General features: G+C 64.4%; 24 protein-coding genes. 13 read left to right on the forward strand and 11 right to left on the reverse strand.

All coding sequences use genetic code 11. The features are described 5' to 3' along the window. Positions 1 to 14: 14 nt before the first annotated feature. Complete coding sequence (locus tag AB5K84_RS15510; RefSeq protein ID WP_110116754.1) at positions 15 to 998, reverse strand: zinc-dependent alcohol dehydrogenase family protein; 984 nt, start codon at positions 996 to 998, stop codon at positions 15 to 17. Positions 999 to 1,192: 194 nt separating this feature from the next. On the opposite strand from AB5K84_RS15510, the gene AB5K84_RS15515 reads away from it, so the two are divergent. Together AB5K84_RS15515 and AB5K84_RS15520 are read left to right on the forward strand one after the other, a co-directional pair. Further along, complete coding sequence (locus tag AB5K84_RS15515) at positions 1,193 to 2,032, forward strand: universal stress protein (protein ID WP_162603680.1); 840 nt, start codon at positions 1,193 to 1,195, stop codon at positions 2,030 to 2,032. Between the two features lie 70 nt (positions 2,033 to 2,102). Further along, the gene (locus AB5K84_RS15520; protein ID WP_110116752.1) at positions 2,103 to 4,796 is read left to right on the forward strand and encodes a bifunctional acetate--CoA ligase family protein/GNAT family N-acetyltransferase; all 2,694 of its coding nucleotides are present in this window, start codon (positions 2,103 to 2,105) and stop codon (positions 4,794 to 4,796) included. 110 nt (positions 4,797 to 4,906) lie between these two features. Here the strand turns inward: AB5K84_RS15520 and AB5K84_RS15525 are convergent, their stop codons facing one another. After that, complete coding sequence (locus AB5K84_RS15525) at positions 4,907 to 5,395, reverse strand: phage holin family protein (protein WP_028174474.1); 489 nt, start codon at positions 5,393 to 5,395, stop codon at positions 4,907 to 4,909. Further along, positions 5,396 to 5,671: a hypothetical protein gene (locus tag AB5K84_RS15530; RefSeq protein ID WP_011088807.1), complete on the reverse strand. Its 276-nt coding sequence runs from the start codon at positions 5,669 to 5,671 to the stop codon at positions 5,396 to 5,398. Between the two features lie 174 nt (positions 5,672 to 5,845). Between AB5K84_RS15530 and AB5K84_RS15535 the strand changes: the two genes are divergently transcribed. From AB5K84_RS15535 to AB5K84_RS15545, 3 genes are read left to right on the forward strand one after another with little or no spacing between them, the layout of a single operon-like run. Continuing rightward, on the forward strand, positions 5,846 to 6,982 hold the full coding sequence (locus AB5K84_RS15535) for an ABC transporter permease (RefSeq protein WP_011088806.1): 1,137 nt from the start codon (positions 5,846 to 5,848) through the stop codon (positions 6,980 to 6,982). A gap of 2 nt (positions 6,983 to 6,984) precedes the next feature. Then, positions 6,985 to 7,764, forward strand: coding sequence for an ABC transporter ATP-binding protein (locus tag AB5K84_RS15540; RefSeq protein ID WP_038966693.1), 780 nt, complete (start codon positions 6,985 to 6,987; stop codon positions 7,762 to 7,764). 3 nt (positions 7,765 to 7,767) lie between these two features. Next, complete coding sequence (locus AB5K84_RS15545) at positions 7,768 to 8,871, forward strand: ABC-type transport auxiliary lipoprotein family protein (protein ID WP_011088804.1); 1,104 nt, start codon at positions 7,768 to 7,770, stop codon at positions 8,869 to 8,871. A 6-nt stretch (positions 8,872 to 8,877) separates the two neighbouring features. On the opposite strand, the gene AB5K84_RS15550 is transcribed toward AB5K84_RS15545, so the two are convergent. Further along, positions 8,878 to 9,195: a c-type cytochrome gene (locus AB5K84_RS15550; protein WP_011088803.1), complete on the reverse strand. Its 318-nt coding sequence runs from the start codon at positions 9,193 to 9,195 to the stop codon at positions 8,878 to 8,880. A 158-nt stretch (positions 9,196 to 9,353) separates the two neighbouring features. On the opposite strand from AB5K84_RS15550, the gene AB5K84_RS15555 reads away from it, so the two are divergent. From AB5K84_RS15555 to AB5K84_RS15565, 3 genes are all read left to right on the forward strand, one after another. Continuing rightward, positions 9,354 to 10,067 (forward strand): helix-turn-helix domain-containing protein, encoded by a 714-nt coding sequence (locus AB5K84_RS15555; protein WP_011088802.1) that lies wholly within the window; start codon positions 9,354 to 9,356, stop codon positions 10,065 to 10,067. Positions 10,068 to 10,162: 95 nt separating this feature from the next. Further along, positions 10,163 to 10,288: a hypothetical protein gene (locus tag AB5K84_RS15560; RefSeq protein ID WP_256380426.1), complete on the forward strand. Its 126-nt coding sequence runs from the start codon at positions 10,163 to 10,165 to the stop codon at positions 10,286 to 10,288. A gap of 281 nt (positions 10,289 to 10,569) precedes the next feature. Next, a complete protein-coding gene (locus AB5K84_RS15565; protein WP_011088801.1) occupies positions 10,570 to 11,298 on the forward strand; it encodes a Crp/Fnr family transcriptional regulator in 729 nt (242 codons plus the stop codon). 10 nt (positions 11,299 to 11,308) lie between these two features. Here AB5K84_RS15565 and AB5K84_RS15570 read toward each other — a convergent pair whose 3' ends face one another. Continuing rightward, the gene (locus tag AB5K84_RS15570; protein WP_110117343.1) at positions 11,309 to 12,085 is read right to left on the reverse strand and encodes a cyclase family protein; all 777 of its coding nucleotides are present in this window, start codon (positions 12,083 to 12,085) and stop codon (positions 11,309 to 11,311) included. Between the two features lie 438 nt (positions 12,086 to 12,523). Between AB5K84_RS15570 and AB5K84_RS15575 the strand changes: the two genes are divergently transcribed. The 5 genes from AB5K84_RS15575 to AB5K84_RS15595 all read left to right on the forward strand — a co-directional run bounded on the left by AB5K84_RS15575 (position 12,524) and on the right by AB5K84_RS15595 (position 16,457). Beyond that, positions 12,524 to 12,682, forward strand: a complete 159-nt coding sequence (locus AB5K84_RS15575; protein WP_161534105.1) for a hypothetical protein — start codon at positions 12,524 to 12,526, stop codon at positions 12,680 to 12,682. A gap of 22 nt (positions 12,683 to 12,704) precedes the next feature. Then, complete coding sequence (locus AB5K84_RS15580; RefSeq protein WP_110116749.1) at positions 12,705 to 13,676, forward strand: TRAP transporter substrate-binding protein; 972 nt, start codon at positions 12,705 to 12,707, stop codon at positions 13,674 to 13,676. A gap of 64 nt (positions 13,677 to 13,740) precedes the next feature. Then, positions 13,741 to 14,289, forward strand: a complete 549-nt coding sequence (locus tag AB5K84_RS15585) for a TRAP transporter small permease (RefSeq protein ID WP_171463794.1) — start codon at positions 13,741 to 13,743, stop codon at positions 14,287 to 14,289. Beyond that, positions 14,280 to 15,572, forward strand: coding sequence for a TRAP transporter large permease (locus AB5K84_RS15590; protein WP_110116748.1), 1,293 nt, complete (start codon positions 14,280 to 14,282; stop codon positions 15,570 to 15,572). The genes AB5K84_RS15585 and AB5K84_RS15590 overlap by 10 nt, the downstream gene beginning before the upstream one ends. Positions 15,573 to 15,650: 78 nt before the next feature. Continuing rightward, positions 15,651 to 16,457: an SDR family NAD(P)-dependent oxidoreductase gene (locus AB5K84_RS15595; RefSeq protein WP_011088796.1), complete on the forward strand. Its 807-nt coding sequence runs from the start codon at positions 15,651 to 15,653 to the stop codon at positions 16,455 to 16,457. Positions 16,458 to 16,994: 537 nt separating this feature from the next. On the opposite strand, the gene AB5K84_RS15600 is transcribed toward AB5K84_RS15595, so the two are convergent. The 6 genes from AB5K84_RS15600 to AB5K84_RS15625 all read right to left on the reverse strand — a co-directional run bounded on the left by AB5K84_RS15600 (position 16,995) and on the right by AB5K84_RS15625 (position 23,277). Next, a complete protein-coding gene (locus AB5K84_RS15600; protein WP_110116747.1) occupies positions 16,995 to 18,059 on the reverse strand; it encodes an IS110-like element ISBj4 family transposase in 1,065 nt (354 codons plus the stop codon). 211 nt (positions 18,060 to 18,270) lie between these two features. After that, positions 18,271 to 18,696: a CBS domain-containing protein gene (locus AB5K84_RS15605; protein ID WP_110116746.1), complete on the reverse strand. Its 426-nt coding sequence runs from the start codon at positions 18,694 to 18,696 to the stop codon at positions 18,271 to 18,273. Between the two features lie 323 nt (positions 18,697 to 19,019). Next, complete coding sequence (locus tag AB5K84_RS15610) at positions 19,020 to 19,718, reverse strand: molybdate ABC transporter substrate-binding protein (RefSeq protein ID WP_060908297.1); 699 nt, start codon at positions 19,716 to 19,718, stop codon at positions 19,020 to 19,022. Next, entirely contained in the window at positions 19,715 to 21,841 is a 2,127-nt protein-coding gene (locus AB5K84_RS15615; protein WP_171463793.1) for a xanthine dehydrogenase family protein molybdopterin-binding subunit, read from the reverse strand. The genes AB5K84_RS15610 and AB5K84_RS15615 overlap by 4 nt, the downstream gene beginning before the upstream one ends. Beyond that, a complete protein-coding gene (locus AB5K84_RS15620; protein WP_110116745.1) occupies positions 21,838 to 22,305 on the reverse strand; it encodes a (2Fe-2S)-binding protein in 468 nt (155 codons plus the stop codon). Before AB5K84_RS15620 ends, AB5K84_RS15615 begins: the two co-directional genes overlap by 4 nt. 15 nt (positions 22,306 to 22,320) lie before the next feature. Next, positions 22,321 to 23,277: a tripartite tricarboxylate transporter substrate binding protein gene (locus AB5K84_RS15625; protein WP_171463854.1), complete on the reverse strand. Its 957-nt coding sequence runs from the start codon at positions 23,275 to 23,277 to the stop codon at positions 22,321 to 22,323. Positions 23,278 to 23,365: the final 88 nt, after the last annotated feature.

Below are 23,365 nucleotides of genomic sequence, written 5' to 3' on the forward strand. Positions count from 1 at the left end.
ATTCCGAGATAAGGTCAGGGTCTGAGCACGGCGGCGCCAAGAATCTGTCCATTCCGCAGCATGTCCAGAACTTCGTTGGCCTGATCGAGCGGGAATGCGGTCGTCTCGGTGCGCACGCCCGCCTGCGGAGCGATCCTGAGAAAATCGAGACCGTCCTGTCGGGTGAGATTGGCAACGGAGATCAGCTGCCGTTCCTGCCAGAGCAGGTCGTACGGAAAGCTCGGAATGTCGCTCATATGGATGCCGGCGCAGACCACGCGGCCACCCTTGCGAACGGCGCGCAGCGCGGCCGGCACGAGCTCGCCGGCGGGGGCGTAGATGATGGCGGCGTCGAGCGGTGTGTCGGGAATTTCGTCCGAGGCGCCCGCCCAGACGGCGCCGAGCCGGCGGGCGAGGTCCTGTGCGGCCAGATCGCCGCGCCGTGTAAACGCGTGGACAGAGCGCCCCTGCCAGACCGCGACTTGCGCGACGATATGGCCGGCGGCGCCGAAGCCGTAGATGCCCAGCCTCTCAGCCTGGCCGGCGAGGACCAGCGAACGCCAGCCGATCAGGCCTGCACACAGCAGAGGGGCGAGAGCCACGTCGCCGCCGGCCTCGCCCAGCGGAAAGGCATAGCGCGCATCGGCGACCACGTGCGTTGCATAGCCGCCGTCCCTTGTATAACCGGTGAAGAGCGGGCGGTCGCAGAGGTTCTCCATGCCCTCCCGGCAAAACCGGCAGTTTCCGCAGGTGAACCCGAGCCAGGGAATGCCGACCCGGTCACCCAGCGCATGCGTTGCGACATCGGGGCCGACGAGATCGATACGGCCGACGATTTCATGGCCAGGTACGATCGGGTAGCGGATGTCGGGCAATTCGGCGTCGACGACGTGAAGATCGGTCCGGCAGACGCCGCAGGCGCTGACTCTCACCCGGATCTGACCTTCGCCGGGGATTGGATCGGGGCGCTCCTCCATCCGCAGCCGTGCTCGTGGGGCAGCCAACACCATCGCACGCATCAGTCTCTCCGGGGCGAACCGCTCCGATCGAACTATCCATAGAATGACAGCGCGGGGCCAGTCCTTGACCTCCCTCAATGCTCGCCTTTGCCCGTCTGGACGGGATCCCCAAGGCTTGTTGAGGATCAAAAGGCTTGATGAGGATCAATGGTGTTGACGAAAGCCGGCCTATTCTGGTGGCAAGGAGAACCCCGATGCCCCTGAAGGACGTTTTTCTGCCGCTTGTCGGCCAGCCGCGCGGACCGGCTGTTGCTGCGATCGAGAAATGCGTGGCAGTCGCCGCCGACCTCGGCGCCAGGATCACCGCGCTCGCGCTCGAGGAAGACGTTTTCGTGCGGCCGATGGTGCTGCTCCCCGATGATCCCGATGCCGCCGTGGCAAAGGGGCCCCTTGGAGCGGACGATGTGCAGCATCTTCTGAATGCCTTCACTGATGCGGCGGCTCGCGCCAACGTTCGGACCCAAAGCCGGTCGGGCAAGGTGCCGGCGGACCAGATTGCGTCGATACTGGCCGAACAGGCGCGTTTCAGCGATCTCACGCTGGTTCCCGTGAAGTCGCACGACAGCCGAACGGAGCACATCATCGAGACGATCCTGTTTGAATCCGGGCGGCCGCTGCTGCTCTGCCCGGAGCAGCATGTGGACGTGCTGCGACCGGAATTCGAGAAAGTCATGATCGCTTGGGATCACTCCGCGCGCGCGGCGCGGGCGGTCGGTGACGCGCTGCCGATCCTTCAGGCTGCGGCCTCGGTCCGCGTGGTGACCGTGGCCGACGACAGGACCGACGCGATCGTGCAATCCGGGACCGCCCTCGTCGATCATTTGAGCGAGCACGGTGTCCAGGCCTCGTTCGAGACGGCGAAAGGCGGCGGCAGCTCGATCGGCAAGGTGCTCGGAAGTTGGGCAAATTCCAATGCCATCGATGCGATCGTGATGGGCGCCTATCATCATTCGCGCCTGAACGAGATCGTCTGGGGTGGTGTGACAAAGACTGTCATTGGCCAGCCACCGTGCTGGGTTATGATCTCGCACTAGGCTCGCCGCAAGCTTGCCGGCCTGATCTTTCAACCATCGGAACCACCACCGACGGGGCGCATTTGCTTTCATGTCCACCTATCGCCTGAAGAACCTGCTGTCGCCGCGTTCGGTTGCGCTTGTCGGGGCGAGCGCCCGTCCGGTTTCCGTGGGGCGCGCCGTTCTGGAGAACATTCGCAAGGCTGAATTCACGGGACAGTTCGGCCTCGTCAATCCGCGTCATGCCGAGATCAGCGGCGTTGCCGCAGTGGCGAGCCTCGACAGGCTGGCATTCGTGCCCGAGCTCGTGGTCATCACCGCGCCGGCCCGGGAGGTTCCCGGCATCATCGACCAGGCCGGACGGCGCGGCTCGGCGGGCGCACTGATCGTCACGGCCGGACTCGGCCATGGGCCGGGATCGCTGCAAGAGGCCGTGATCGCCGCGGCTCGCAAATACGGCATGCGGCTGATCGGGCCGAACTGCCTCGGCATCATGATGCCCGGCGTGAGCCTCAATGCCAGTTTTGCCGCGCACATGCCGGGAGCTGGAAATCTCGCGCTGATTTCGCAATCCGGCGCGATCGCCGCCGGCATGGTGGACTGGGCCGCGCAGCGCGGCGTCGGCTTCTCCGGCATCGTCTCGATCGGCGACCAGATCGACGTCGATATTGCCGATCTGCTCGACTATTTCGCGATGGATCACAAGACCCGCGCGATCCTGCTCTATATCGAGGCCATCAAGGACGCGCGTAAATTCATGTCGGCGGCACGCGCCGCGGCGCGTGTGAAGCCGGTTGTCGTGGTGAAGTCCGGCCGCATGGCGCAGGGTGCGAAGGCGGCAGCGACCCACACCGGCGCGCTTGCGGGTGCCGACGCCGTCTATGATGCGGCGTTCCGCCGCGCGGGTATCCTGCGGGTCTCCGATCTGCGCGAGCTGTTCGACTGCGCCGAGACGCTCGGCCGCGTCGAATCGCCGACCGGAAAGCGCCTCGCCATTCTGACCAATGGCGGCGGCATCGGTGTCCTCGCCGTCGATCGACTGGTCGAGCTTGGCGGAATTCCCGCGTCCATCTCGGCGGATGCCCGCAAGAAACTCGATGACGCGCTGCCGCCGACCTGGTCCGGCGCAAATCCCGTCGACATCGTGGGCGATGCCGATGCAGCGCGCTACGCGGCGGCGCTCGAGGTGCTGCTCGCCGACCCCGACAATGACGCAGTTCTCGTCCTCAACGTGCAGACGGCGATCGCCTCGGCTTCCGACATCGCGAGGACCGTGACGGAGCTCGTCGGCAAATATCGCGAGAAGCACCGCAGTTGGGCAAAGCCGGTGCTTGCCGCCTGGGTCGGGGCCGATCAAGCGATCATTCAGACGCTCTCCGGCGGGGGCATTCCGAACTATCCGACCGAGGACGATGCGGTGCGCGGTTTCATGCATCTGGTCCGGCACCGCGAAGTGGTCGAGGAACTGAGCCAGGTTCCCCCTGCAATGCCCGACACGTTCGTGCCTGACGCCCGGGCGGCCAGGCAGATCGTAGCCGCAGCCATCGCCGATGACCGCAAATGGCTCGAGCCTGTCGAGATCAAGCACCTGCTCGAAGCCTACGACATCGCGATGGTGCCGACCTATGCCGCGGCCGACGTCGAGCAGGCCGTGGCGTACGCGAACGAGATGTTCGCGCAAGGTGCCACCGTCGTGCTGAAGATCATGTCGCGCGACATCGTGCACAAATCAGATGTCGGCGGCGTCGTTCTCAATCTGACGACGCCGGAGGCGGTGCGTGCGGCTGCCTCCGATATTCTCGCCCGGGCAAGGAAGCTGCGGCCCGAGGCCCGTATCGGCGGCGTCATCGTCCAGGCGATGGTCGTCAAGGCGAAGGCGCGCGAGCTGATCCTCGGTCTTGCCGACGATCCCACGTTCGGCACCGTCGTCGTCTTCGGCCGGGGCGGAACGGCGGTGGAGATCATCAATGACAGGGCGCTGGCGCTGCCGCCGCTCGATCTGCAACTCGCCCGCGACTTGATCGACCGCACGCGGGTCTCGCGGCTGCTGCGCGCCTACCGGGACGTGCCGGCCGTCAAGCAGGACGCCGTCGCCATGGTGCTGGTCAAGCTCGCCCAGATGGCGGCCGATCTCCCTGAGATCCGCGAGTTCGACATCAACCCGCTGCTCGCGGACGAGACCGGTGTGACGGCAGTCGACGCCCGTGTCGCGGTGGGGCCGTCGCAGCGGAAGTTTGCCGGCTCAGGCCCCGCCAATTTCGCCGTTCGCGCCTATCCCTCGCAGTGGGAGCGCCGCCTCAAGCTCAAGGACGATTGGCGCATCTTCGCGCGGCCGTTGCGCCCCGACGACGAGCCGACCATCCACGAGTTCCTGCGTCATGTGACGCCTCACGACCTACGCCTTCGCTTCTTCGCGCCGATGAAGGAGTTCACCCACGAATTCATCGCGCGCCTGACCCAGCTCGACTACGCGCGCGCGATGGCTTTCATCGCATTCGACGAGGCTACCGGCGAGATGGTCGGCGTGGTCCGGCTCCATTCGGACTCGATCTACGAGAGCGGTGAATACGCGATCCTGCTGCGGTCCGATCTCAAGGGCAGGGGGCTTGGATGGGCCCTGATGCAACTGATCATCGACTATGCGAGATCCGAAGGGCTGAAGGCCATATCGGGCGACGTGCTTCAGGAGAACACCGTGATGCTCGAAATGTGCCGGCAGCTCGGTTTCGAGGTCAAGCCGGATCCGACCGAGCCCGATATCTGCGACGTCCGGCTGAAGCTCTGAGCGCGCCGGCTAAAGCATGATCCGGAAAAGCGCGTGTCGGTTTTCCGAAAAGATCATGCTCAAACAACAACCCAACGCACGATGACGATTCATCCCAATCTCATCGCGCTTCAGGAGCGCGCTTCGGCCGAGGTTGCGGCGGCAGTCTCCTTGGTCGTTTTCCGCAGGCTCTTGACGATGATCGCGATCAGCGGCACCAGCACCGGCACGATCGTGCTCAGCGGATGATGCACCGCTCCCGACACCTGGGTCTGGAGCGCGCGCGCCTCGAGCTGAAGGGCCTCGATGGATGCGCCATGAATTTCATTGGCGAGCTCGATGTCGCGGCCGGACGGAGCCCGCCCGGCGATGACGAAGAGGACCGCCGCGATGGCAAAATTGACGGCGCCGAGGATGGCCGCTGCCGCAATGGCGCTCCAGATCTGGACCAGCGCGAAATAGGCCGACAGCTCCAGCATCAGGAGCCCGAATGCCGCGATCAATGCCGCAAAGGCGCGCAGGCCGAGGCCTACCAGCAGATGGCGCAGCCTGATGTCTGCGATGATCCTGTCGGTCCGCCACAGCACGCGCAGATGTTTGACGACGTTCTCGGTATTCACCTAGTGTCTCCTCAGCATGAAGCCGACGACGACGCCGAGCGCGAAGGCGGAGGCGAGCGACGTCATCGGGCGCTCCGCGATGAGGCCCTGAAGCTGCTCCTGCTCGTCGCTGACGGTTTCGCCGAGCTCGGCAAGCGCGGCCTTGATCTGATCGGCCAGAGCCTCGGCGCGGTCCTTCGAACTCTCGAACATTTCCTCGCCGGCCGTGCTCAGCAGGCGGGTGACGTCCACCTTCAACGTCCGCAGTTCTTCGCTCATCCTGTCGCTGTCGAACATGGATTTGATGTCTCCATTGAATGGAGCGAAACTAAGACCCGCCGGCGTGACCGCGCTTGATTTGCGTCAAGGGGTGGGCAGGGGCCTGCCCTTGAGACAGGTCAAACCGCCCGCCACACGCTGGCCTAGAAGTGGCGGCTGAATGGGGACCGATTGTCCCGATGAGGTGGAAGCGTGAACTCCGAACCGCTGTTGCTGGCAACGCCGTCTGGCGACGGGCTGAAATTGCGCCCGCAAGGGTCCTGGACCGCGGCGAATGTGGCGATGCTCGAAACTCTGTCCCGCTCGGTCGGCGCGGATGTCGATCGATCCAGGGCCGTGACGCTGGACATGTCGGGCGTCAGCGCGCTGGATACGCTCGGCGCCTGGGTCCTGGAGAAGCTGTCGCGCAGGGCCGCAACGTCAGGCAGATCGGCCGAATTCGTCGGCGTCGCCGATCATTTCAGCGGCCTGATGGACGAGGTGCGTGAGGTTAACCGCCACACGCCGGCGCCGGCAGCTGCGCCAAATCCGCTTCTGCTCAGGCTCGGCGATCTCGGCAAGTCCACGGTCGGCGCGCGGGAAGACATTACGATCTTCCTGCAAATGCTCGGCGCATTGTTCATGGCCATTTTCGGTGTGCTGCGCCGGCCGCGGTCGCTGCGGCTGACGTCGCTGGTCTACCAGCTCTACCGCATCGGATGGCAGGCGATTCCCATCGTCGCGCTGATCACCTTCCTGATCGGCGCCATTATCGCCCAGCAGGGATTCTTCCATTTCCGCAGGTTCGGTGCTGAGTCCTATACCGTCGATATGGTGGGCATCCTCGTGCTGCGCGAGCTCGGCGTTCTGATCGTCGCCATCATGGTCGCCGGCCGGTCGGGGAGCGCCTACACCGCCGAGCTCGGTTCGATGAAGATGCGCGAGGAGATCGACGCGCTGTCGACCATGGGGCTCGATCCCGTCGGCGTCCTGATCCTGCCGCGTGTTGCGGCGCTGGTCATCGCGCTGCCGATTCTCGCCTTCATCGGATCGATTGCCGCGCTCTATGGCGGCGGCCTGGTCGCGCAGTTCTACGGCGACATGGGGCCGGCGATCTACATCGCACGGCTGCATGAGGCCATTTCCGTCACCCATTTCGAGGTGGGCATCCTGAAGGCGCCGTTCATGGCGCTGGTGATCGGGATTGTCGCCTGTAGCGAGGGCTTGCGCGTCAAGGGCAGTGCCGAGTCGCTGGGGCGGCAGACGACGACGTCGGTGGTCAAGTCAATCTTCCTGGTGATCGTGCTCGACGGCCTGTTCGCAATCTTCTTTGCCTCGATCGGGATGTGACGATGGGCGAACCGCAGGAACAGTTCGCGATCCGCGTCCGCGACCTCGTGGTCGGCTTCGGCCGCCAGACGGTGCTCGACCATCTCTCGCTCGACGTCCGCAAGGGCGAGATTCTCGGGCTGGTGGGAGCGTCCGGCGGCGGCAAGTCGGTCTTGATGCGAACCATCATCGGCCTCATCCCGCGCCGAAGCGGTACCATTGAGGTCATGGGGCACGAGATTGGCGGCACGCAGGACCGCGGCACGCGAGGCGCGGCCGCGACATGGGGCATCCTCTTCCAGCAGGGCGCGCTGTTCTCCTCGCTGACGGTCCGCCAGAACGTCCAGTTTCCGCTGCGCGAAAATCTCGTCCTGTCGCAGGAGCTGATGGACGAGATCGCGATCGCCAAGCTCGAAATGGTCGGGCTGCGGGCGCAGGACGCCGACAAATATCCGGCGGAGCTGTCCGGCGGCATGACCAAGCGCGTGGCGCTGGCGCGCGCGCTCGCGCTCGATCCGCCGATCCTGTTCCTGGACGAGCCCACCTCCGGCCTCGATCCGATCGCCGCCGGCGATTTCGACGCGCTCATTAAGACGCTGCAAAAGACCCTGGGACTGACCGTGTTCATGGTCACCCATGATCTTGCCAGCCTCACCACGGTCTGCGACCGCGTGGCCGCGCTCGCCGACGGCAAGATCGTTGCGATCGGCCCGATGCGCGACCTGCTGCAATCCGAGCATCCCTGGGTGCGCGCCTATTTCCACGGCAAGCGCTCGCAGATGCTGCAACACGAGATGAGATGAGACATGGAAACCCGCGCTCCCTACGTGCTGATCGGCACCTTCGTGCTGGCCGCGATCCTCGCGGTGTTCGGCTTCATCTATTGGCTGAACAACACCGGCGGCATCGGGCCGCGCACGAACTACCATGTGCAATTCCAGGGACCGGTACCGGGGCTCCTGGTTGGCGCCGGCGTGTTGTTCAACGGCATCCGTGTCGGCGAGGTGGCCCAGCTTGGGCTCGCGCCGGACAATCCACGCTTCGTCAATGCGACGATTTCGGTTGCCTCCGCCACGCCGGTGCGCGCCGACACCAGGGTCGGGCTCGATTTCCAGGGGCTGACCGGCGTGCCGGTGGTGACGCTGGAGGGCGGCATGATCGTCGCCAAATCCGGCGAGCCCCTGACCTTGATCGCCGAGGCCGGCGCCGGCCAGAGCATGACGCAGGCGGCGCGCGATGCGCTGCGACGGGTGGATTCGGTGCTGGAGGACAATTCCGGCCCGCTGAAGGACACCATCGCGAATTTCAAGACGTTCTCCGACGGGCTCGCGCGCAACACCGGCAAGCTCGACGGCATCCTGGCGGGTCTCGAGAAGATGACCGGCGGCGGCGCGCCGGCGCAGAAGATCACCTATGACCTGCGCACGCCGCAGAACCTCGGACCGGCCGCCAAGACGCTTTCTGCGTCGCTGGCCATTCCCGAGCCGACCGCGGTCGCGATGCTCCAGACCCAGCGCATGCTGTTTGCGCCGGTCGGGGATAATCCAGGCTTTGCCGATTTCCTCTGGGCCGACAGCATTCCAAAGCTGGTGCAGGCGCGGCTGATCGACAGCTTCGAGAACTACGACATCGCCCATGCGCCGTTGCGCACGAGCGATCTCGGGCAGGCGGACTACCAACTGCTGATCGACATCAGACGCTTCCGGATTGCCACGGACGGCGAGACAAGGGTCGAGATCGGACTATCGGCGCGGATCGTCGACAAGAACGGCAAGGTGGTCGCGTCCCGCCTCGTCGAGACCAGCGAGAAGCTCGACAAGGTCGAACCGGCCGCTGCGGTCGCAGCGTTCGACGCGGCTTTCGCCCGCATCGCCAAGGAACTGATCGGCTGGACGGTGCTGGCGGTGTGAGGCCGCCTATTCCAGCGTTTTGAGGTAGGACAGGAGGTCGTGGATCTGGTCCGGACTGAGCTCGAAGGCGGGCATGTCGGCGTGGCCCGTGTAGATGCCTTCGGCCAGCGCCTCGCCAAGGGTCGCGATCGGATAATTCCGGTGCAGCGTGCGCAGCGGCGGGGCGATCTTGAGCGGGCTCTCGGAGACGCGGTCGATCGCGTGGCAGCGCGCGCAATTGGCCCGTGCAAAGGCCTTTCCGCGTTGTTCGGCGGTCGGTGCCGCCAGCGCAGGCGTGATCAGAAAGAGGCCAATCAGGCCCTGGCGGAGCGCATGGTGAAGCATGGAAGGCGGGATCCCGTCGAACTCTCGGCGCAGAATAGAGAGAGGAGACCCGCCAGAATTGATCTGGGTCAACCGCGTTTGTGAGGGTGCAGTAAAATGCGGGTGCGTATGGCGGACTCGGCCGGGGGGCGGAGCTGGACCGACGCTAGGAGCGGTGGATGAAGCCTTCCGTGGTCATGATTGAACCAAACGGGCATTTCTGCAGCGATTGTGCCATACGCACATCGGCGGTTTGTTCGTCGCTGGATGCGGCCGAGCTCAGGGAATTCGAGCATCTCGGACGCCGTGTCCATTTTTCCTCAGGCGAGACCGTGTTCTCCGAGGAGGACATCACGACCTCGTTCTACAACGTTCTCGAAGGCGTCATGCGGCTGTACAAGCTGCTCCCCGACGGCCGGCGGCAAATCGTCGGCTTCGCCCTGCCCGGCGATTTCCTGGGGATGAATCTGTCCGGCCGCCACAATTTTTCCGCCGATGCAATCGGCGCGGTGACCGTGTGCCAGTTCGCGAAGGCGCCCTTCGGGCGTTTCATCGAGGAGCGGCCGCAACTGCTCAGGCGGATCAACGAGCTGGCCATTCGCGAGTTGAGCCAGGCGCGCGACCATATGGTCTTGCTCGGCCGCCGCTCGGCGGACGAGAAGGTTGCGGCTTTTCTGCTTGGCTGGCGCGAGCGGCTGCTCGCGCTCAAGGGGGCGTCCGACACGGTTCCACTTCCGATGAGCCGGCAGGACATCGCCGATTATCTCGGCCTGACCATCGAGACCGTCAGTCGCACCTTTACCAAGCTTGAACGCCACGGAGCGATCGCCATCATTCATGGCGGTATCAGCCTGCTCGACCCGGCTCGCGTCGAGGCCTTGGCCGCGGCCTGACAGGCTTTTCACGATGCTCTCGGATTTTTGATCCCGATCAATGACGCCGGCCACCGCCCGCAAATAATGCCCCTCAAACACCCGGGAGGAGCATGATGCCTATTGACGCGTTGCTGATGACCATTGTCGTCGTGGCGATCTTCGTCACTTTCGCCGCAGCTCTGGCATGGGCGGACCGACAAACCAGCGCGGGCCGGCTCGACCCCGATTCCAAGCGCTGAAGCCCCTGATCGTAAGCCTCCTCTGACGCGCTGAGCGCCGACGCTCGCCCGGCCGGCTCTTGGCTGTCCGGCAGCGCCTCAACGCAATCGCGGCGTGCGGTGCCTGCAACTCTGCATCGACTGGGACGCATTGGCGCATCCTTCGGATGCCGCCCTTGAGCCGGGCGGCGGGCATTTTCGCCGCATTTGCCTTAAAGCGCGCGCATGCTTTCCGGTTGAAATGCCGGGCAACACTGACTACGCAGGAACTCCAGTCCTCGCAGTCTTAGGAGCCCAGCGGCGTGCCTCAGGACAAGACCGGCGACCCCCGACAATCGGCGGCGAACAAATTATCGGTCCTGCGCAAGCACCCGATCTTCGCGGATCTGGAGCCGGATGCGCTCGATCAGCTCTGCCGCTACGCCAAGCACACCACCGTCAAGCGCGGTGCGACGATCGCCGCCAAGGGCGACCCCGGCAACAACCTGTTCGCGGTGATCTCGGGGACGGTAAAGATATCCTCCTCCTCGCCCGACGGGCGGAATGCCATTCTCAATCTCATCGGTCCCGGAGAAATCTTTGGCGAGATCGCGGTTCTCGACGGTGCGCCGCGTTCGGCGGATGCGACCGCCAACACCAATTGCGAGCTCTACATCATCGATCGCCGGGACTTCCTGCCGTTCGTGAAGAGCCAGCCGGCGCTGGCGATGAAATTCATCGAGCTGCTCTGCGCGCGGCTGCGCTGGACCAGCCAGCAGGTCGAGCAGGTGATCCTGCAAAATCTTCCGGGCCGGCTCGCAAGCGCACTGCTCGGTCTCACCGAAGAGCGCAAGTTTGACTCCGGCAGCGGTACGCTCGCCATCACCCAGCAGGAAATCAGCGAGATGGTGGGGATGACGCGCGAGAGCATCAACAAGCAATTGCGCGCCTGGGCCGGACGCAACTGGGTTCGCCTCGAGCACGGCGCCATCGTGGTGCTCGATACCGATGCGCTGCGCGAGCTCGCGGAAAGCGGCCTCGGCGGCGAGTGATTGCGTTCGCTTAACCGTCGATGATGGCGACCGCGCGGGTCCAGCCGGCGGAGGCGCGTTCGATCTTCACCGGAAAGCACGAGACCGTGAAGCCGGCCGACGGCAATCGATCGAGATTGTGCAGCTTCTCGAGATGGCAATAGCCGATGTGACGTCCTGCCTTGTGGCCTTCCCAGATCAGGCCGGCGTCTTTTGTTTCGGCATATCTCTTCGCGGTGTAGACGAACGGAGCGTCCCAGCTCCAGCCGTCGGTGCCGGTCAGCCGCACGCCGCGCTCGAGCAGATACATGGTGGCCTCGTAACCCATGCCGCAGCCGGAATTGACGTAGTCGGCCTGGCCGAATTTGGCGCCCGCGCTGGTGTTGACGACGACGATCTCCAGCGGCGACAGCGTGTGGCCGATGCGCTTGAGCTCCTTTTCGACGTCGGCGGCGGTCACGACGTAACCATCGGGCAGGTGCCGGAAGTCGAGCTTCACGCCGGGCTGAAAGCACCATTCCAGCGGCACCTCGTCGATCGTCCATGACCGCTCGCCGCGATTCATGGTCGGGTGGAAGTGCCAGGGCGCATCGAGATGCGTGCCGTTATGCGTCGACAACGAGACCTGCTCGACGGCCCAGCCCTGGCCGTCCGGCAGGTCCTGCGCCTTGAGGCCGTCGAAGAACTGGAGCATGCGCGGCAGGCCCTGCTGGTGATCGATGTAGTGGATCGTCGGGTGATTGCCCGGCGGGTCGGACGTCACGTCGTTTCTGAGCGGCACGGAGATATCGATCAGCGTCCGCGGCATGGGCATTCCCTTCGAGAGATGTTCCGGTCTGTTTCGGAGCATTTTGTCGGGGCTGCGCTGGCGGCGTCAAGTAACGCGTCGGTGCGTTAATATTCGGAAAAACGGGCATTTTCCCGATCGCCTTCGTGGAGCGACGGCGTGGCCGATCGATGCAACTCCAGCATTGATCGATGCTGGATTTGGCTTGGACTCAGAATGCCGCCCGCCCTAGGGACGAGACTGGCGACATTGCGCTGATGAAGCGCGCATCGCACAAGGATGGGGCGAGCGTCTCGTCCGCACCTCTAAGCCGCAGCCAATAGCGGCCGAGCCTAGAACCAGAGGAACGTCGATGGGTATGACGAGCATCGTCACCTCGCATCCGGCATCGGCCGATGGCGGGGCGGGATTTCAGGGAAGCCGGCACCTGCCGCGCAAGTCCCCGCCGGAGACGGCGCGATGAAGCTCGCACCTTCCGTCGCCGCGATCACCAGCCAGTCAAATCCGCTCGACTCCGCCGCGCAATCCTACCAAGGTGGTGCGTTTGTAACGCTTGACTTTACACCTGAAGTGGAGCGACCCAAGGCGGCGCGCAGCAACTGCCCGACAACGACATAATCAAACTCAGGAGGAAGCCCAGATGAAGACACTCACCGGTATCATCGCAGCCGCTGTGCTCGCGGTCTCAGCGCCCTTGGCGATCGCACGCGATTTCCGCTCCGCCGACATCCATCCCGCCGACTATCCGACCGTCGAGGCCGTCAAGTTCATGGGCAAGCAGCTCGCGACGGCGAGCGGCGGCAAGCTCGGCGTGAAGGTGTTTCCCAACGGCGCCCTGGGCTCCGAGAAGGACACCATCGAGCAGCTCAAGATCGGCGCGCTCGACATGATGCGGATCAACGCATCGCCGCTCAACAACTTCGTGCCTGAGACCATCGCGTTGTGCCTGCCCTTCGTCTTCCGCGACACGCAGCACATGCGCACCGTCCTTGACGGGCCGATCGGCGACGAGATCCTGGCGGCGATGGAGCCCGCGGGCCTGGTCGGCCTTGCCTATTACGACAGCGGCGCCCGGTCCATCTACACCGTCAAGGCACCGGTCAAGTCGCTCGCGGACCTCAAGGGTCTGAAGATTCGCGTCCAGCAATCCGACCTGTGGGTCGGCATGATCCAGAGCCTCGGGGCCAACCCGACGCCGATGCCGTATGGCGAGGTCTATACCGCGCTCAAGACCGGTCTCGTGGACGCGGCCGAGAACAACTGGCCTTCCTACGAGTCCTCGCGCCATTTCGAGGCAGCCAAGTTCTACAACATCACCGAGCACTCCCTGGCGCCCGAGGTTCTCGTGATGTCCAAGAAGGTCTGGGACACGCTGAGCAAGGAGGATCAGGCGATGATCCGCAAGGCGGCCAAGGAATCGGTGCCCGTCATGCGCAAGCTCTGGGACGAGCGTGAGCAGGCGTCCCGCAAGACCGTCGAGGCGGCCGGTGTCCAGGTCGTCACGATCGCCAACAAGGCGGAATTCGTCGACGCGATGAAGCCGGTCTACGCCAAGTTCGCCGGCGACGAGAAGCTGCAGGGCCTCGTCAAGCGTATCCAGGACACGAAGTAAGGCCACAGCGTCGGGTCCGGCGTCGCCGCGAGGTGACACCGGACCCTCGCAGGGAGATGCGGGAATGACCGACCCTCACGTCGCAAGCCACGAGCAGGAGGTCGCCGGACGCCCGTCCACCGGCCTGCTGTCGCGGATCAATGCCCCCGTTGCGCGCGTGGGCACGTACCTGTCCGTGACCGGCCTGCTCGTCATCGTCACCATCGTGTTCTACCAGGTGTTCGGACGCTACGTGCTCAACTCCAGCCCGACCTGGACGGAGAACCTTGCGCTGGTCCTGATCCTGTACGTCACGCTGATCGGCGCCGCTGTCGGCGTGCGCGATGCCGGACACATCGGCATGGACAGCCTGCTGGTGATGCTTCCGGATAATGTGCGTGAGAAGATCGAGCTCGTGATCCACGTTCTGGTCGCCCTGTTCGGCGTTGCGATGGCCTACAATGGCTGGATCCTCGGGGCATCGGTCGGCACCGTGAAGATTCCCAATCTCGGCCTTCCCGAGGTCATCCGCTACGTCCCGCTGATCGCCTCCGGCGTCCTGATCGTGTCCTTTTCAATCGAGCACATCATTGCTCTCCTGCGCGGCGAAGAGGTCGTCCCCTCATGGAACTGATCATCCTCGGCGCCTCCTTCTTCGGCTTCCTGATCCTCGGCGTTCCGGTCGCCTTCGCGATCGGCCTCTCGGCGATCTGCACCATCCTCTACGAGGGGCTGCCGGTTGCCGTCATCTTCCAGCAGATGATGTCGGGGATGAACATCTTCTCGTTCCTCGCCATTCCGTTCTTCGTCTTCAGCGGTGAGCTGATGCTGCATGGCGGCGTCGCCGACAAGATCGTGCAACTCGCCAAGAATCTCGTCGGACACATCCGCGGCGGGCTCGGCATGTCGAACGTGGTCGCCTGCACGCTGTTCGGCGGCGTATCCGGTTCGCCCGTGGCCGACGTGTCGGCGATGGGCGCGGTGATGATCCCGATGATGAAAAAGGAAGGTTTCGACACCGACTACGCCGTCAACGTCACCACCCACGCCTCGCTGGTCGGAGCCTTGATGCCGACCAGCCACAACATGATCATCTATGCCCTGGCCGCCGGCGGCAAGGTATCGATCGGCGCGCTGATCGCCGCAGGCCTTCTGCCGGCGCTCGTGCTGATGGTGTGCATGCTGGTCGCCGCTTACGCGGTCGCGGTGAAGCGCGGCTATCCGGCCGGCAAGTTCCCCGGCTGGGCCGAGGTTTTCCGCTCGTTCGCGGCGGCGCTGCCCGGCCTGCTGATCGTCGGCATCATTCTGGCCGGCATCCTGTCCGGCGTCTTCACGGCAACTGAATCCGCAGCGGTCGCGGTCACCTACACGATCCTGCTGACGTTCTTCATCTACCGCACCATGACCCTGCCGAACTTCCTGCGGGCCGCGGCGAAGGCGGTGAAGACGACGGGCGTGGTGCTGCTGCTGATCGGCGTCTCCACCATGTTCCAGTATCTGATGGGGCTCTACGAGGTGGCCGATTTCGCCGGCGACCTGATGAGCAAGGTATCCACACAGCCCTGGATCATCTTCCTGCTCATCAACGTCATCCTGTTCGTGCTCGGCACGTTCATGGACATGGCTGCGACCATCCTGATCTGCACCCCGATCTTCCTGCCGATCGCGATGAAGGCGGGCATGGATCCCGTGCAGTTCGGCATGCTGATGCTGATCAACTGCGCGCTGGGGCTGAACACTCCGCCGGTCGGAACGACGCAGTTCGTGGGCTGCGCCATCGGCGGCATCTCGGTGGGCGCGGTGATGCGCACCATCCTGCCGTTCTACGCCGCACTGATCGCGGCGCTGATGTTCGTCACTTACGTTCCCGCATTCTCGCTGTGGCTGCCGCGCCTGCTGATGGGATACAAGGGATAGCTGCCGTGCGTGCGCCGGCACTTGGCCGGCGCACCGCGCTTGCGTAGTTTGCGTCACAACAACAGGGAGAATCTGTCCGTGACCGACTATCGCAAGCTCTTCGATCTCACCGGCAAGACGGCCGTCGTGCTCGGCGCCGCCTCGGGCATCGGCAAGTCGTCGGCCGAAGCACTGGCCGGGCTCGGCGCCCGTGTCGTCTGCGCCGATCGGGCGCTCGATGCAGCGGAAGCGACCGCCGCGGGCATTCGCGACAAGGGTGGTTGGGCGGAAGCTGCTAGCTGCGACGCCGCGATCGCTGCGGACGTCAACGCGCTCGCCAAGAGCGTGATGCAGAAGTTCCCGCGGCTCGACATTGCCGTGACGACGCCCGGGCTCAACATCCGCAAGACCATCCTCGACTACACCGAGGAGGATCTCGACCGTGTCCTTAACCTCAACGTCAAGGGCACGGTCTGGTTCTTCCAGGCTTTCGGCCGCATCATGGTCGGGCAGAAGGGCGGCAGCATCATCGCCTGCTCGTCGGTGCGTGCGGTGACCATCGAACCGGGCCTTGGCGTCTACGGCTCGACCAAGGCGGCGATCGGCCTCCTGGTGAAGGGCTTTGCCTCCGAGGTCGGTCATGCCGGCGTGCGCGTCAACGCCATCGCGCCGAGCATCGCCGAGACCGCGCTGACCGGCCCGTTCAAGCAGCGGCCCGACATCTACAATCTCTACGCCGGCCACACCGTGTTCAACCGCTGGAGCAGCGCCGACGAGGTCGCAACGGCGGTGGCCTATCTCGCCTCGGACGCCGCCAGCTATGTCAGCGGCAGCACGCTGTTCGTCGATGGCGGCTGGACCGCCGTCGACGGGCCGCCGACCGGTCTCACCCAGCTGCACAAATAGGGCGACGATCTGCGCCTAGGGCGTATACTCATAAAGTCGGCTTACCAACGCAAAGCGGAAGTCTGCCACCTTGAGCGTGATCGGCGGCTTGTGACCCAGTGTATGGTCCGGCCGTGCGTAGCAAGAGATTCGTCGATCAGGTGGTGAGTGGTCTTGCATCAATGTATCCGGCCTTTGATTGGAGCATTTGCTCCGGGCCATCATGGATATCAGCGCGCGCGCGTTCTCATTAGCGGACAGGCCTCGATTGGGCCATTTGGGTCACCAGTGTTCGCATGCGCCGGGAAGACCGAACCTCCATCTCGTCTCATCCTCTCGCAGACCTCGGCTGGAACTTGTTGATGGGGTTACGTCATCGCATGCTCCTCCTACCTCGCAGTTCCTGTGTTCGAGCCAGGGGCCGTTCCTTCGTCCCGGCCCGCAGAACGTGCGTCGCGTCGCGCGCACGGGCGGTCAAGGCCGGCCGTTGCGCTTGGCTTGCGGCTGGCTCCGGCGTTGCCAGGCCGCGCCTTGACCGCGCCGAGCACGGCGCGACGATCAAGCGGGTCGGACGCCTGCATCGTTGGTCCTTGTCAGCTCGAAGGCGCGTCCTTTAGCCAGCACCGCCCAGGCGATGCGGGCAAGCTTGTTGGCGAGTGCGATCGCCAGCACGTTGTGGTGCAATCGCTTCTTGGCGGCTTCGATCCAGGATCTGAGTCCGTAACGTTCCCAGTTCTTGATCCTGACCAGCACAACCCATGCCGCCTGCACGAACAGAACGCGCAGGTAGCGATTGCCGCGCCGTGAGATTTTGCCGAGGATCGTGCGGTCTCCCGTCGAGATCTGCTTGGGCACCAGCCCGAGCCAGGCGCCGAAGTCACGGCCTTTGGAGAAGACGTCTCCAGTGCCGATCGCGGCCACCATGGCGCTCGAAATGATCGGCCCGATGCCAGGCACCGTCATCAGGCGCGAACATGCCTGATCTTGACGGGCCAGTGCTTCGATCTCGCCGGAGAGGCTATCGATGCGCTGATCCAGCCGACGCCAGTCGCCTGCCAACTCCTCGATGACACGCAACATGCGTGGCGACAGGGCATCGGTGCGCGTCGCAAGGATGGTGGGCAATTCTGTGCGCAGGAAGCCGATACCCTGGCGCACCGCGATCCCGCGTTCGAGCATGAAGGCGCGAATCTGGTTGATGATGCCGGTGCGTTGCGACACCAGGCGCTCGCGCACCCGATGCAGCGCCTGCAGATCCAGTTGCTCTACAGTCTTGGTCGCCACGAACTTCATCGTTGGGCGTTGCACGGCTTCGGCAATCGCTTCGGCATCATTGAAGTCGTTCTTCGGTCCCTTGCTATAGGGGCGGACATATTTGGCCGGCATCAGCCTGGCATCGTGACCAAGCGATGCGAGTTTGCGGCTCAAATGATGTGCGCCGACGCAGGCTTCCATGCCGATCAGGCAAGGCGGTATATTGGCGAGCCGCGCCTCCACCTGGCCACGCGACCACTTTTGCCGCAGCACGACGGTGCCGCGCGTATCGTGGCCCACGACGTGGAACGAGTTTTTGCCGATATCGATGCCGATCACGGCGATCGCAGTACTGGGTGTCTGGGACATGGCGTGCTCCTTGTCTTGGCGCCCCTGGCCAGCTTATCGCTGGCGGGGCAGGAGCACGGCCGGACCATCCCATTAGCGGACTCTATGAAGCCCCGCCCGAGCAGGGCTACACTCAACTTCGATTGCAGGAAACAAGGCGATTTCTTCGCGATTAACCATCACCAAAAGCGGAAAACATCAGAAGCGCGATCGGCGCGATAGTCGATCCGCATTAGCGGTGAATAAATTGTACCAACTGGTCAATGACGAATTCTTGTTTACTGATTATGCTTTTTACCAAATCTCCAATCGATACAATTCCGATCAATTTGCCCTGATCAATAACGGGAAGGTGGCGAACTCTCTTCTCAGTCATAACGGCCATGCATTCTTCCACAGTTTGATCAAGGTGAGCGTATAAAACCTTCGCCTCCATAATGTCACGGACACGAGTTGTAGGGGATGCACGTCCTTTCAAAAACACGTTCCGTGCGTAATGTCGTTCGGTAATGATGCCAATGGGGTTTCCGTCCTCGATTACAACTAAAGAACCAGCATTCTGGTCAGCCATCTTTTGTATGGCCTCAAGGACGGTGTTGTCCGGGCCAATTGTAAAAACATCATGCCCTTTTTCATTGAGTAACTGGCGGACCGTCATCGAAATTCTCCGCCCTTCGAAAAGCGTCGTTTCCCAGCAGGCCGCCTATTGGTTTGACACAGACGCTTGAACACCGTGCCGCGTTAAACTATGCGCGCCATGCGAAAACTAAATTACTACTAATGGCTAAGTCTGATTTGATCTACGTCAAAGCGCGGGCATTCGGCTGCGACGACCAGCTGGACAAATTTGGCTTGCAGACTATTCCAATGGCTGCTCTTGGCCCATCTCGGACCTGAGGTGAGGTGCGCCAACGCGCCGCTATCAGAGGCAGAGCGGACCTCATACGAAGTGCAGCGCAAGTTTATGAGTGCGCGCCCGCCCTAGCCGGCAAAACCCGCGCGCTGGCGCAGCTCCTTTCGGTCCGCGCCGGTCAGCAAAGCGATCAGCGCGGCGGCTTCCTTCGGGTGTGCGGCGCGCGTGGTCACGCCGGCCGTGTACGTCGTCACCAGTTCGCAGCCCGGCGGCAGCGATCCCGATAGCGCAATGCCGTCGGTCGCGATGATCTCGGTCGCCTGGGTGCAACCGAGCGGCCTTTGCGCGGTGGATGTCGCAAGCTCCCGCATCGCGGTCGCGCCGTTCGGGAATATCTTGAGACGCGATGCGACCTCGTAGGCGATGCCGAGTTGATCCAGGACCTTTGCGACGTGCTGGCCCGCGGTCGAAGCCCTGGTGTCGGGCACATAGATGGCGTCTGCGGCACGCAGGACCTCGCGCAGGTCGGCTTCAGTCTTCACGGCCACCTTGGGATCGCGGTTGCGGACCGCCAGCGCGGTTTCAACGCTGCCGACATCTGCGATCGAGGAGGGGACGACGAGCTTCTCCTCGGCAAGTTTCGCGAGCAACGCCTGCGTTAATATGACGAGATCGGCCGGCGTGCTCGCACGCAGCTTGTCGGCCATGATGCCGACCGCGCCGAACTCGCCGTCGATGCCGAACCCGGTCTGCGTCTTGAAGGCCTCGCTGAGGCCGCGCACCAGGCCTTGCGCCGCGCCGCCGCTCAGAATATTCACTGTCGTCACGATGCAAGCTCCATGGCTGCGATGATCTTGTCGCGCGTGATCGGCAGGTCGCGCACGCGCACGCCGAGGCAATCGTGGACCGCGTTCGCGATCGCCGCCGTCACCGGGCCGTGTGCGGCTTCGCCGGCGCCGACCGGCTCGATCTCCGGCCGCTGGATGATCTCGACATCCACCGCCGGCACCTCGCTGAAGGTCAGGATCGGATAGTCGGTCCACGATGTCGATGTGATGCGCGTCCGGTCGAAGCGGACGCGCTCCTTCAACACCCAGCTCGTCGCCTGGATCGCGCCGCCCTCGATCTGGTTGATCACGCCGTCCGGGTTGATGGCTTCGCCGACATCGACCGCCAGCGTCAGCCGCCTCACGTGGATATCGTCAGTGCCTTCGATCTCGGCAATCGCGGCGCAATAGGCGCCCGTGTTCTTGTAGCGGGCAAAACCGGCGCCGTAGCCGATACCGGTTCGCTTTTCGGGCTTCCACCGCGCGCGTCGGGCGGCGGCGCGAATGACGTCCTTCGCACGCTCGTCGCGCAGATGGCGCAGCCGAAACGCGATCGGGTCTTCGCCGCGCAGGGCGGCGATCTCGTCGAGCAGGGATTCGATGGCGAACACGTTGCCTTGCCCGCCCAGGGTCCGCAGCGCCGAGGTGCGCACCGGCATGGTCAGCAAGCGGTGGCTCGTGATCGTCCAGGCCGGGAGGTCATAGAGCGGAACGGAATTGCGGTCGCCGCCGCCGCCATTGGCCGCCGGCGGGTTCATCGAGATCATGCGCGGATAGGGATTTGCGATCTCGGTTGCCGCGAGCAGCGCCGGCTGTGCCGCGCGTCCCGGCCGCGCCGCGTGGCCGTTGCTCCAGATCGCATGGCGCCAGCCGACGATCTCGTTGTCCGCATCGAGATCGGCCTCGATCTCGATGGCCATGGCCGCGCCGAACGGCGCGTGGGACATCTCGTCGTGGCGCGACCACTGCACCCGGACCGGACGGCCGTCGACCGCTTTCGCCAGCAGCACGGCATCGAGCGCGACGTCGTCGGCCGCATTGTGCCCGTAGCAGCCGGCGCCCTCCATGTGCTCGACGACGATGTTTTCTGCCGGCAGCCTGAGCACGATCGCGAGATCGGCGCGCAGCAGATAGACGCCCTGGCTGTGGGTCCAGACGTGGACACGATCGCCCCCCCACCGCGCCATCGCACAGGACGGCGCGATCGAGGCATGCGCGATATAGGGGCGGGTGTATTGCCGGCGGAGAGTGCGCGCGGCCTTCTGTGGCGACGCGGCCGATCTGGTGTCGATGGTGGTCGTCTCGACCGGTTGGCTCTTCAGGAAGCCCGCCAGATCGTTTTCGTCGGGCAGCGGCTCGCCGGCCGACCATGTCGCGCCCTTGCGCAGGGCATTCAGCGCGGCTTCCGCCGCCACCTCGCTGTCGGCGACCGCGCCGGCGAAACTGCCGTCGCGAGCGATCGCGGCGAGGCCCGGAACGGTGCGCACGGCTGTTTCGTCGAGCGCTGTCAATTTGGCGCCCGAGATGTCCGGCCGCAGCACGCGGCCGTGCAACAGCTCCGGCAGCGCATGGTCGTGGATGAAGCGCGGCCGTGCGAACACCTTGTCGGGAATGTCCACGCGCTGGATCGAATGCCCTGCCACGGCACGCATTACGGCGGTCTTCGCAGTCGCGCCAGCAGAGGCATCCTGGTCGAGCGAGACGTCGCCCGCCAGCTCCCAATAGCTGGTCCTGACATTGCCGGGACCCGAGATCGTGCCGTCATCGATGCCGAGCTGCGTTGCCCCGACGCCGAGCCGCTCCGACGCTGCAGCGAGGAAGATCTGGCGCACCTCGGCGCAAACGTGTCGCAGCGCGCGGCCGGATTGCTGGATCGAAAGGCTGCCCGAGGTGACGCCTTCGTTCGGGCTGGTTGCGGTCGAGGCGCGGATCATTTCGATTCGGCCGATATCGACGTCGAGCTCGTCCGCGGCGATCTGGGCCAGCGCCGTGACGATGCCCTGGCCGATCTCGACCTTGCCGGGCGAGATCGCGACGCGGCCGTCGCCAGTGAACCGCACCCAGGACGACAGTCTTGGACTGGTCACGAGGCTGACCGGCAGTTTCGGGGCAGGGGGCGTCATGGGTTGGCCATCTCCGAGGCCGCGCGCAGCACGGCGCGGACCATGCGGTTATGCGATCCGCAGCGGCACAGGTTGCGGTCAAGCGCCGTTCTGACCTCAGCCTCCGTCGGCGACGGATTGCGCTTCAGCAGGGCCGCCGCACTGATCAGGATTCCCGAAACACAATAGCCGCATTGCATCGCCTGTTTGGAGATGAAGGCGCGTTGCAAGGCGTGTGGCTGCTCAGCCGTGCCGAGACCTTCGATCGTGACGACGTCTTTGCCGGCAACCGACCACATCGGCATGTCGCAGGAGGCCATCGCGCGGCCGTCCACCATGACGTAACAGGCCCCGCACTCATTGGCACCACAGCCAAAATGCGGACCGGTAACGCCGAGGCGGCCGCGCAGAACATCGAGCAGCCTCTGATCTGGATCAGCGTCCACAGCCGTCGCCGTGCCGTTGAGCTGGAATTGAATCGGCATGGTCGTTCTACGGCCTCAGGACTTGTCGAACTTCTTGACGACATCGGCCCATTTCTCGATGTCGCCGCGCAGGAACTTGTCGAATTCCTCCGGCGTCATCGACATGGGCACGGCACCCTGCGCGGTCCAGAGCCTGACGATGTCCGGACGTTTCACCATCGCGTTCACGGCGGCGTTGAGCTTGTCGATGACAGGCTTCGGCGTACCGGTCGGTGCCATCAGGCCAAGCCAGATCGTGGCCTCATAGCCTGCTGTGCCGGCCTCGCCAGCGGTCGGCACGTTCGGCAGCACCGCTGAACGCTGCTTGCCGGTGGTGGCCAGCGCGCGGACCTGGTTCTCGGCGATGTTCGGCGCCATCGCCGGCACGGCGTCGATCATCATCTGCACCTGCCCGCCGATCACGCCGCTGCGCGCCTCGCCGCTGTTGCGGTAGGGCACGTGGACGACGTTGATGCCCGCCATCGCTTTGAACAGCTCGCCGGCCATGTGATAGGGCGTGCCCTGGCCGGAGGAGGCGTAGTTCAACTTCCCCGGTTGCGATTTGGCGAGCGTGATGAACTCTTGCAGCGTCTTGGCTGGAACCTGCGGGTTCACCACGATGACGAGATCGGAATAATTCACTGGCGCGATCGGCGCGAGGTCGCGCATCAGCTCGTATTTGCGTTGCTCCGGCGTCAGCAGCGATTCATTTGCGGTCTGGGAGTTGGACATCATCAACAGCGTGTAGCCGTCGGCCGGCGACTTCGCCGCTTCGACGGTGCCGATGACGCCCCCCGCGCCGGTGCGGTTCTCGACCACGAAGGGCTGGCCAAAACTCTCCTGGAGCGCGTTGCCGATCAGCCGGGCCGCGACGTCGGCCGGCCCGCCGGCGCCGAAGGGCACGACGATTCGGACCGCGTGCGTGGGATAATCCTGCGCCAATGAGGGGGCTGCGGCGGCTACGCCGAGCAGGCCGGCGGCCAGCGCCAGCATGAATTGTCGGGCCGTCACGCCCACCTCCCTGATATCGTTCTTGTTGGGCGCACTGTAGCGGCAGGGAACGCGGACTGTCGACGCCTCA

It is taken from the genome of Bradyrhizobium sp. 1200_D9_N1_1 (assembly GCF_052075915.1).
In the GTDB taxonomy this organism is placed as follows: Bacteria; Pseudomonadota; Alphaproteobacteria; order Rhizobiales; family Xanthobacteraceae; genus Bradyrhizobium; species Bradyrhizobium diazoefficiens.

What these genes read in the sequence shown, in the direction of transcription:
- AB5K84_RS15510 (WP_110116754.1), bottom strand. Translation starts at nt 998, where the DNA reads ATGCGTGCGATGGTGTTGGCTGCCCCACGAGCACGGCTGCGGATGGAG.
- AB5K84_RS15515 (WP_162603680.1), top strand. Translation starts at nt 1,193, where the DNA reads ATGCCCCTGAAGGACGTTTTTCTGCCGCTTGTCGGCCAGCCGCGCGGA.
- AB5K84_RS15520 (WP_110116752.1), top strand. Translation starts at nt 2,103, where the DNA reads ATGTCCACCTATCGCCTGAAGAACCTGCTGTCGCCGCGTTCGGTTGCG.
- AB5K84_RS15530 (WP_011088807.1), bottom strand. Translation starts at nt 5,671, where the DNA reads ATGTTCGACAGCGACAGGATGAGCGAAGAACTGCGGACGTTGAAGGTG.
- AB5K84_RS15540 (WP_038966693.1), top strand. Translation starts at nt 6,985, where the DNA reads ATGGGCGAACCGCAGGAACAGTTCGCGATCCGCGTCCGCGACCTCGTG.
- AB5K84_RS15545 (WP_011088804.1), top strand. Translation starts at nt 7,768, where the DNA reads ATGGAAACCCGCGCTCCCTACGTGCTGATCGGCACCTTCGTGCTGGCC.
- AB5K84_RS15550 (WP_011088803.1), bottom strand. Translation starts at nt 9,195, where the DNA reads ATGCTTCACCATGCGCTCCGCCAGGGCCTGATTGGCCTCTTTCTGATC.
- AB5K84_RS15555 (WP_011088802.1), top strand. Translation starts at nt 9,354, where the DNA reads ATGAAGCCTTCCGTGGTCATGATTGAACCAAACGGGCATTTCTGCAGC.
- AB5K84_RS15560 (WP_256380426.1), top strand. Translation starts at nt 10,163, where the DNA reads ATGCCTATTGACGCGTTGCTGATGACCATTGTCGTCGTGGCGATCTTC.
- AB5K84_RS15570 (WP_110117343.1), bottom strand. Translation starts at nt 12,085, where the DNA reads ATGCCGCGGACGCTGATCGATATCTCCGTGCCGCTCAGAAACGACGTG.
- AB5K84_RS15575 (WP_161534105.1), top strand. Translation starts at nt 12,524, where the DNA reads ATGAAGCTCGCACCTTCCGTCGCCGCGATCACCAGCCAGTCAAATCCG.
- AB5K84_RS15580 (WP_110116749.1), top strand. Translation starts at nt 12,705, where the DNA reads ATGAAGACACTCACCGGTATCATCGCAGCCGCTGTGCTCGCGGTCTCA.
- AB5K84_RS15585 (WP_171463794.1), top strand. Translation starts at nt 13,741, where the DNA reads ATGACCGACCCTCACGTCGCAAGCCACGAGCAGGAGGTCGCCGGACGC.
- AB5K84_RS15590 (WP_110116748.1), top strand. Translation starts at nt 14,280, where the DNA reads ATGGAACTGATCATCCTCGGCGCCTCCTTCTTCGGCTTCCTGATCCTC.
- AB5K84_RS15600 (WP_110116747.1), bottom strand. Translation starts at nt 18,059, where the DNA reads ATGTCCCAGACACCCAGTACTGCGATCGCCGTGATCGGCATCGATATC.
- AB5K84_RS15605 (WP_110116746.1), bottom strand. Translation starts at nt 18,696, where the DNA reads ATGACGGTCCGCCAGTTACTCAATGAAAAAGGGCATGATGTTTTTACA.
- AB5K84_RS15615 (WP_171463793.1), bottom strand. Translation starts at nt 21,841, where the DNA reads ATGACGCCCCCTGCCCCGAAACTGCCGGTCAGCCTCGTGACCAGTCCA.
- AB5K84_RS15620 (WP_110116745.1), bottom strand. Translation starts at nt 22,305, where the DNA reads ATGCCGATTCAATTCCAGCTCAACGGCACGGCGACGGCTGTGGACGCT.
- AB5K84_RS15625 (WP_171463854.1), bottom strand. Translation starts at nt 23,277, where the DNA reads ATGCTGGCGCTGGCCGCCGGCCTGCTCGGCGTAGCCGCCGCAGCCCCC.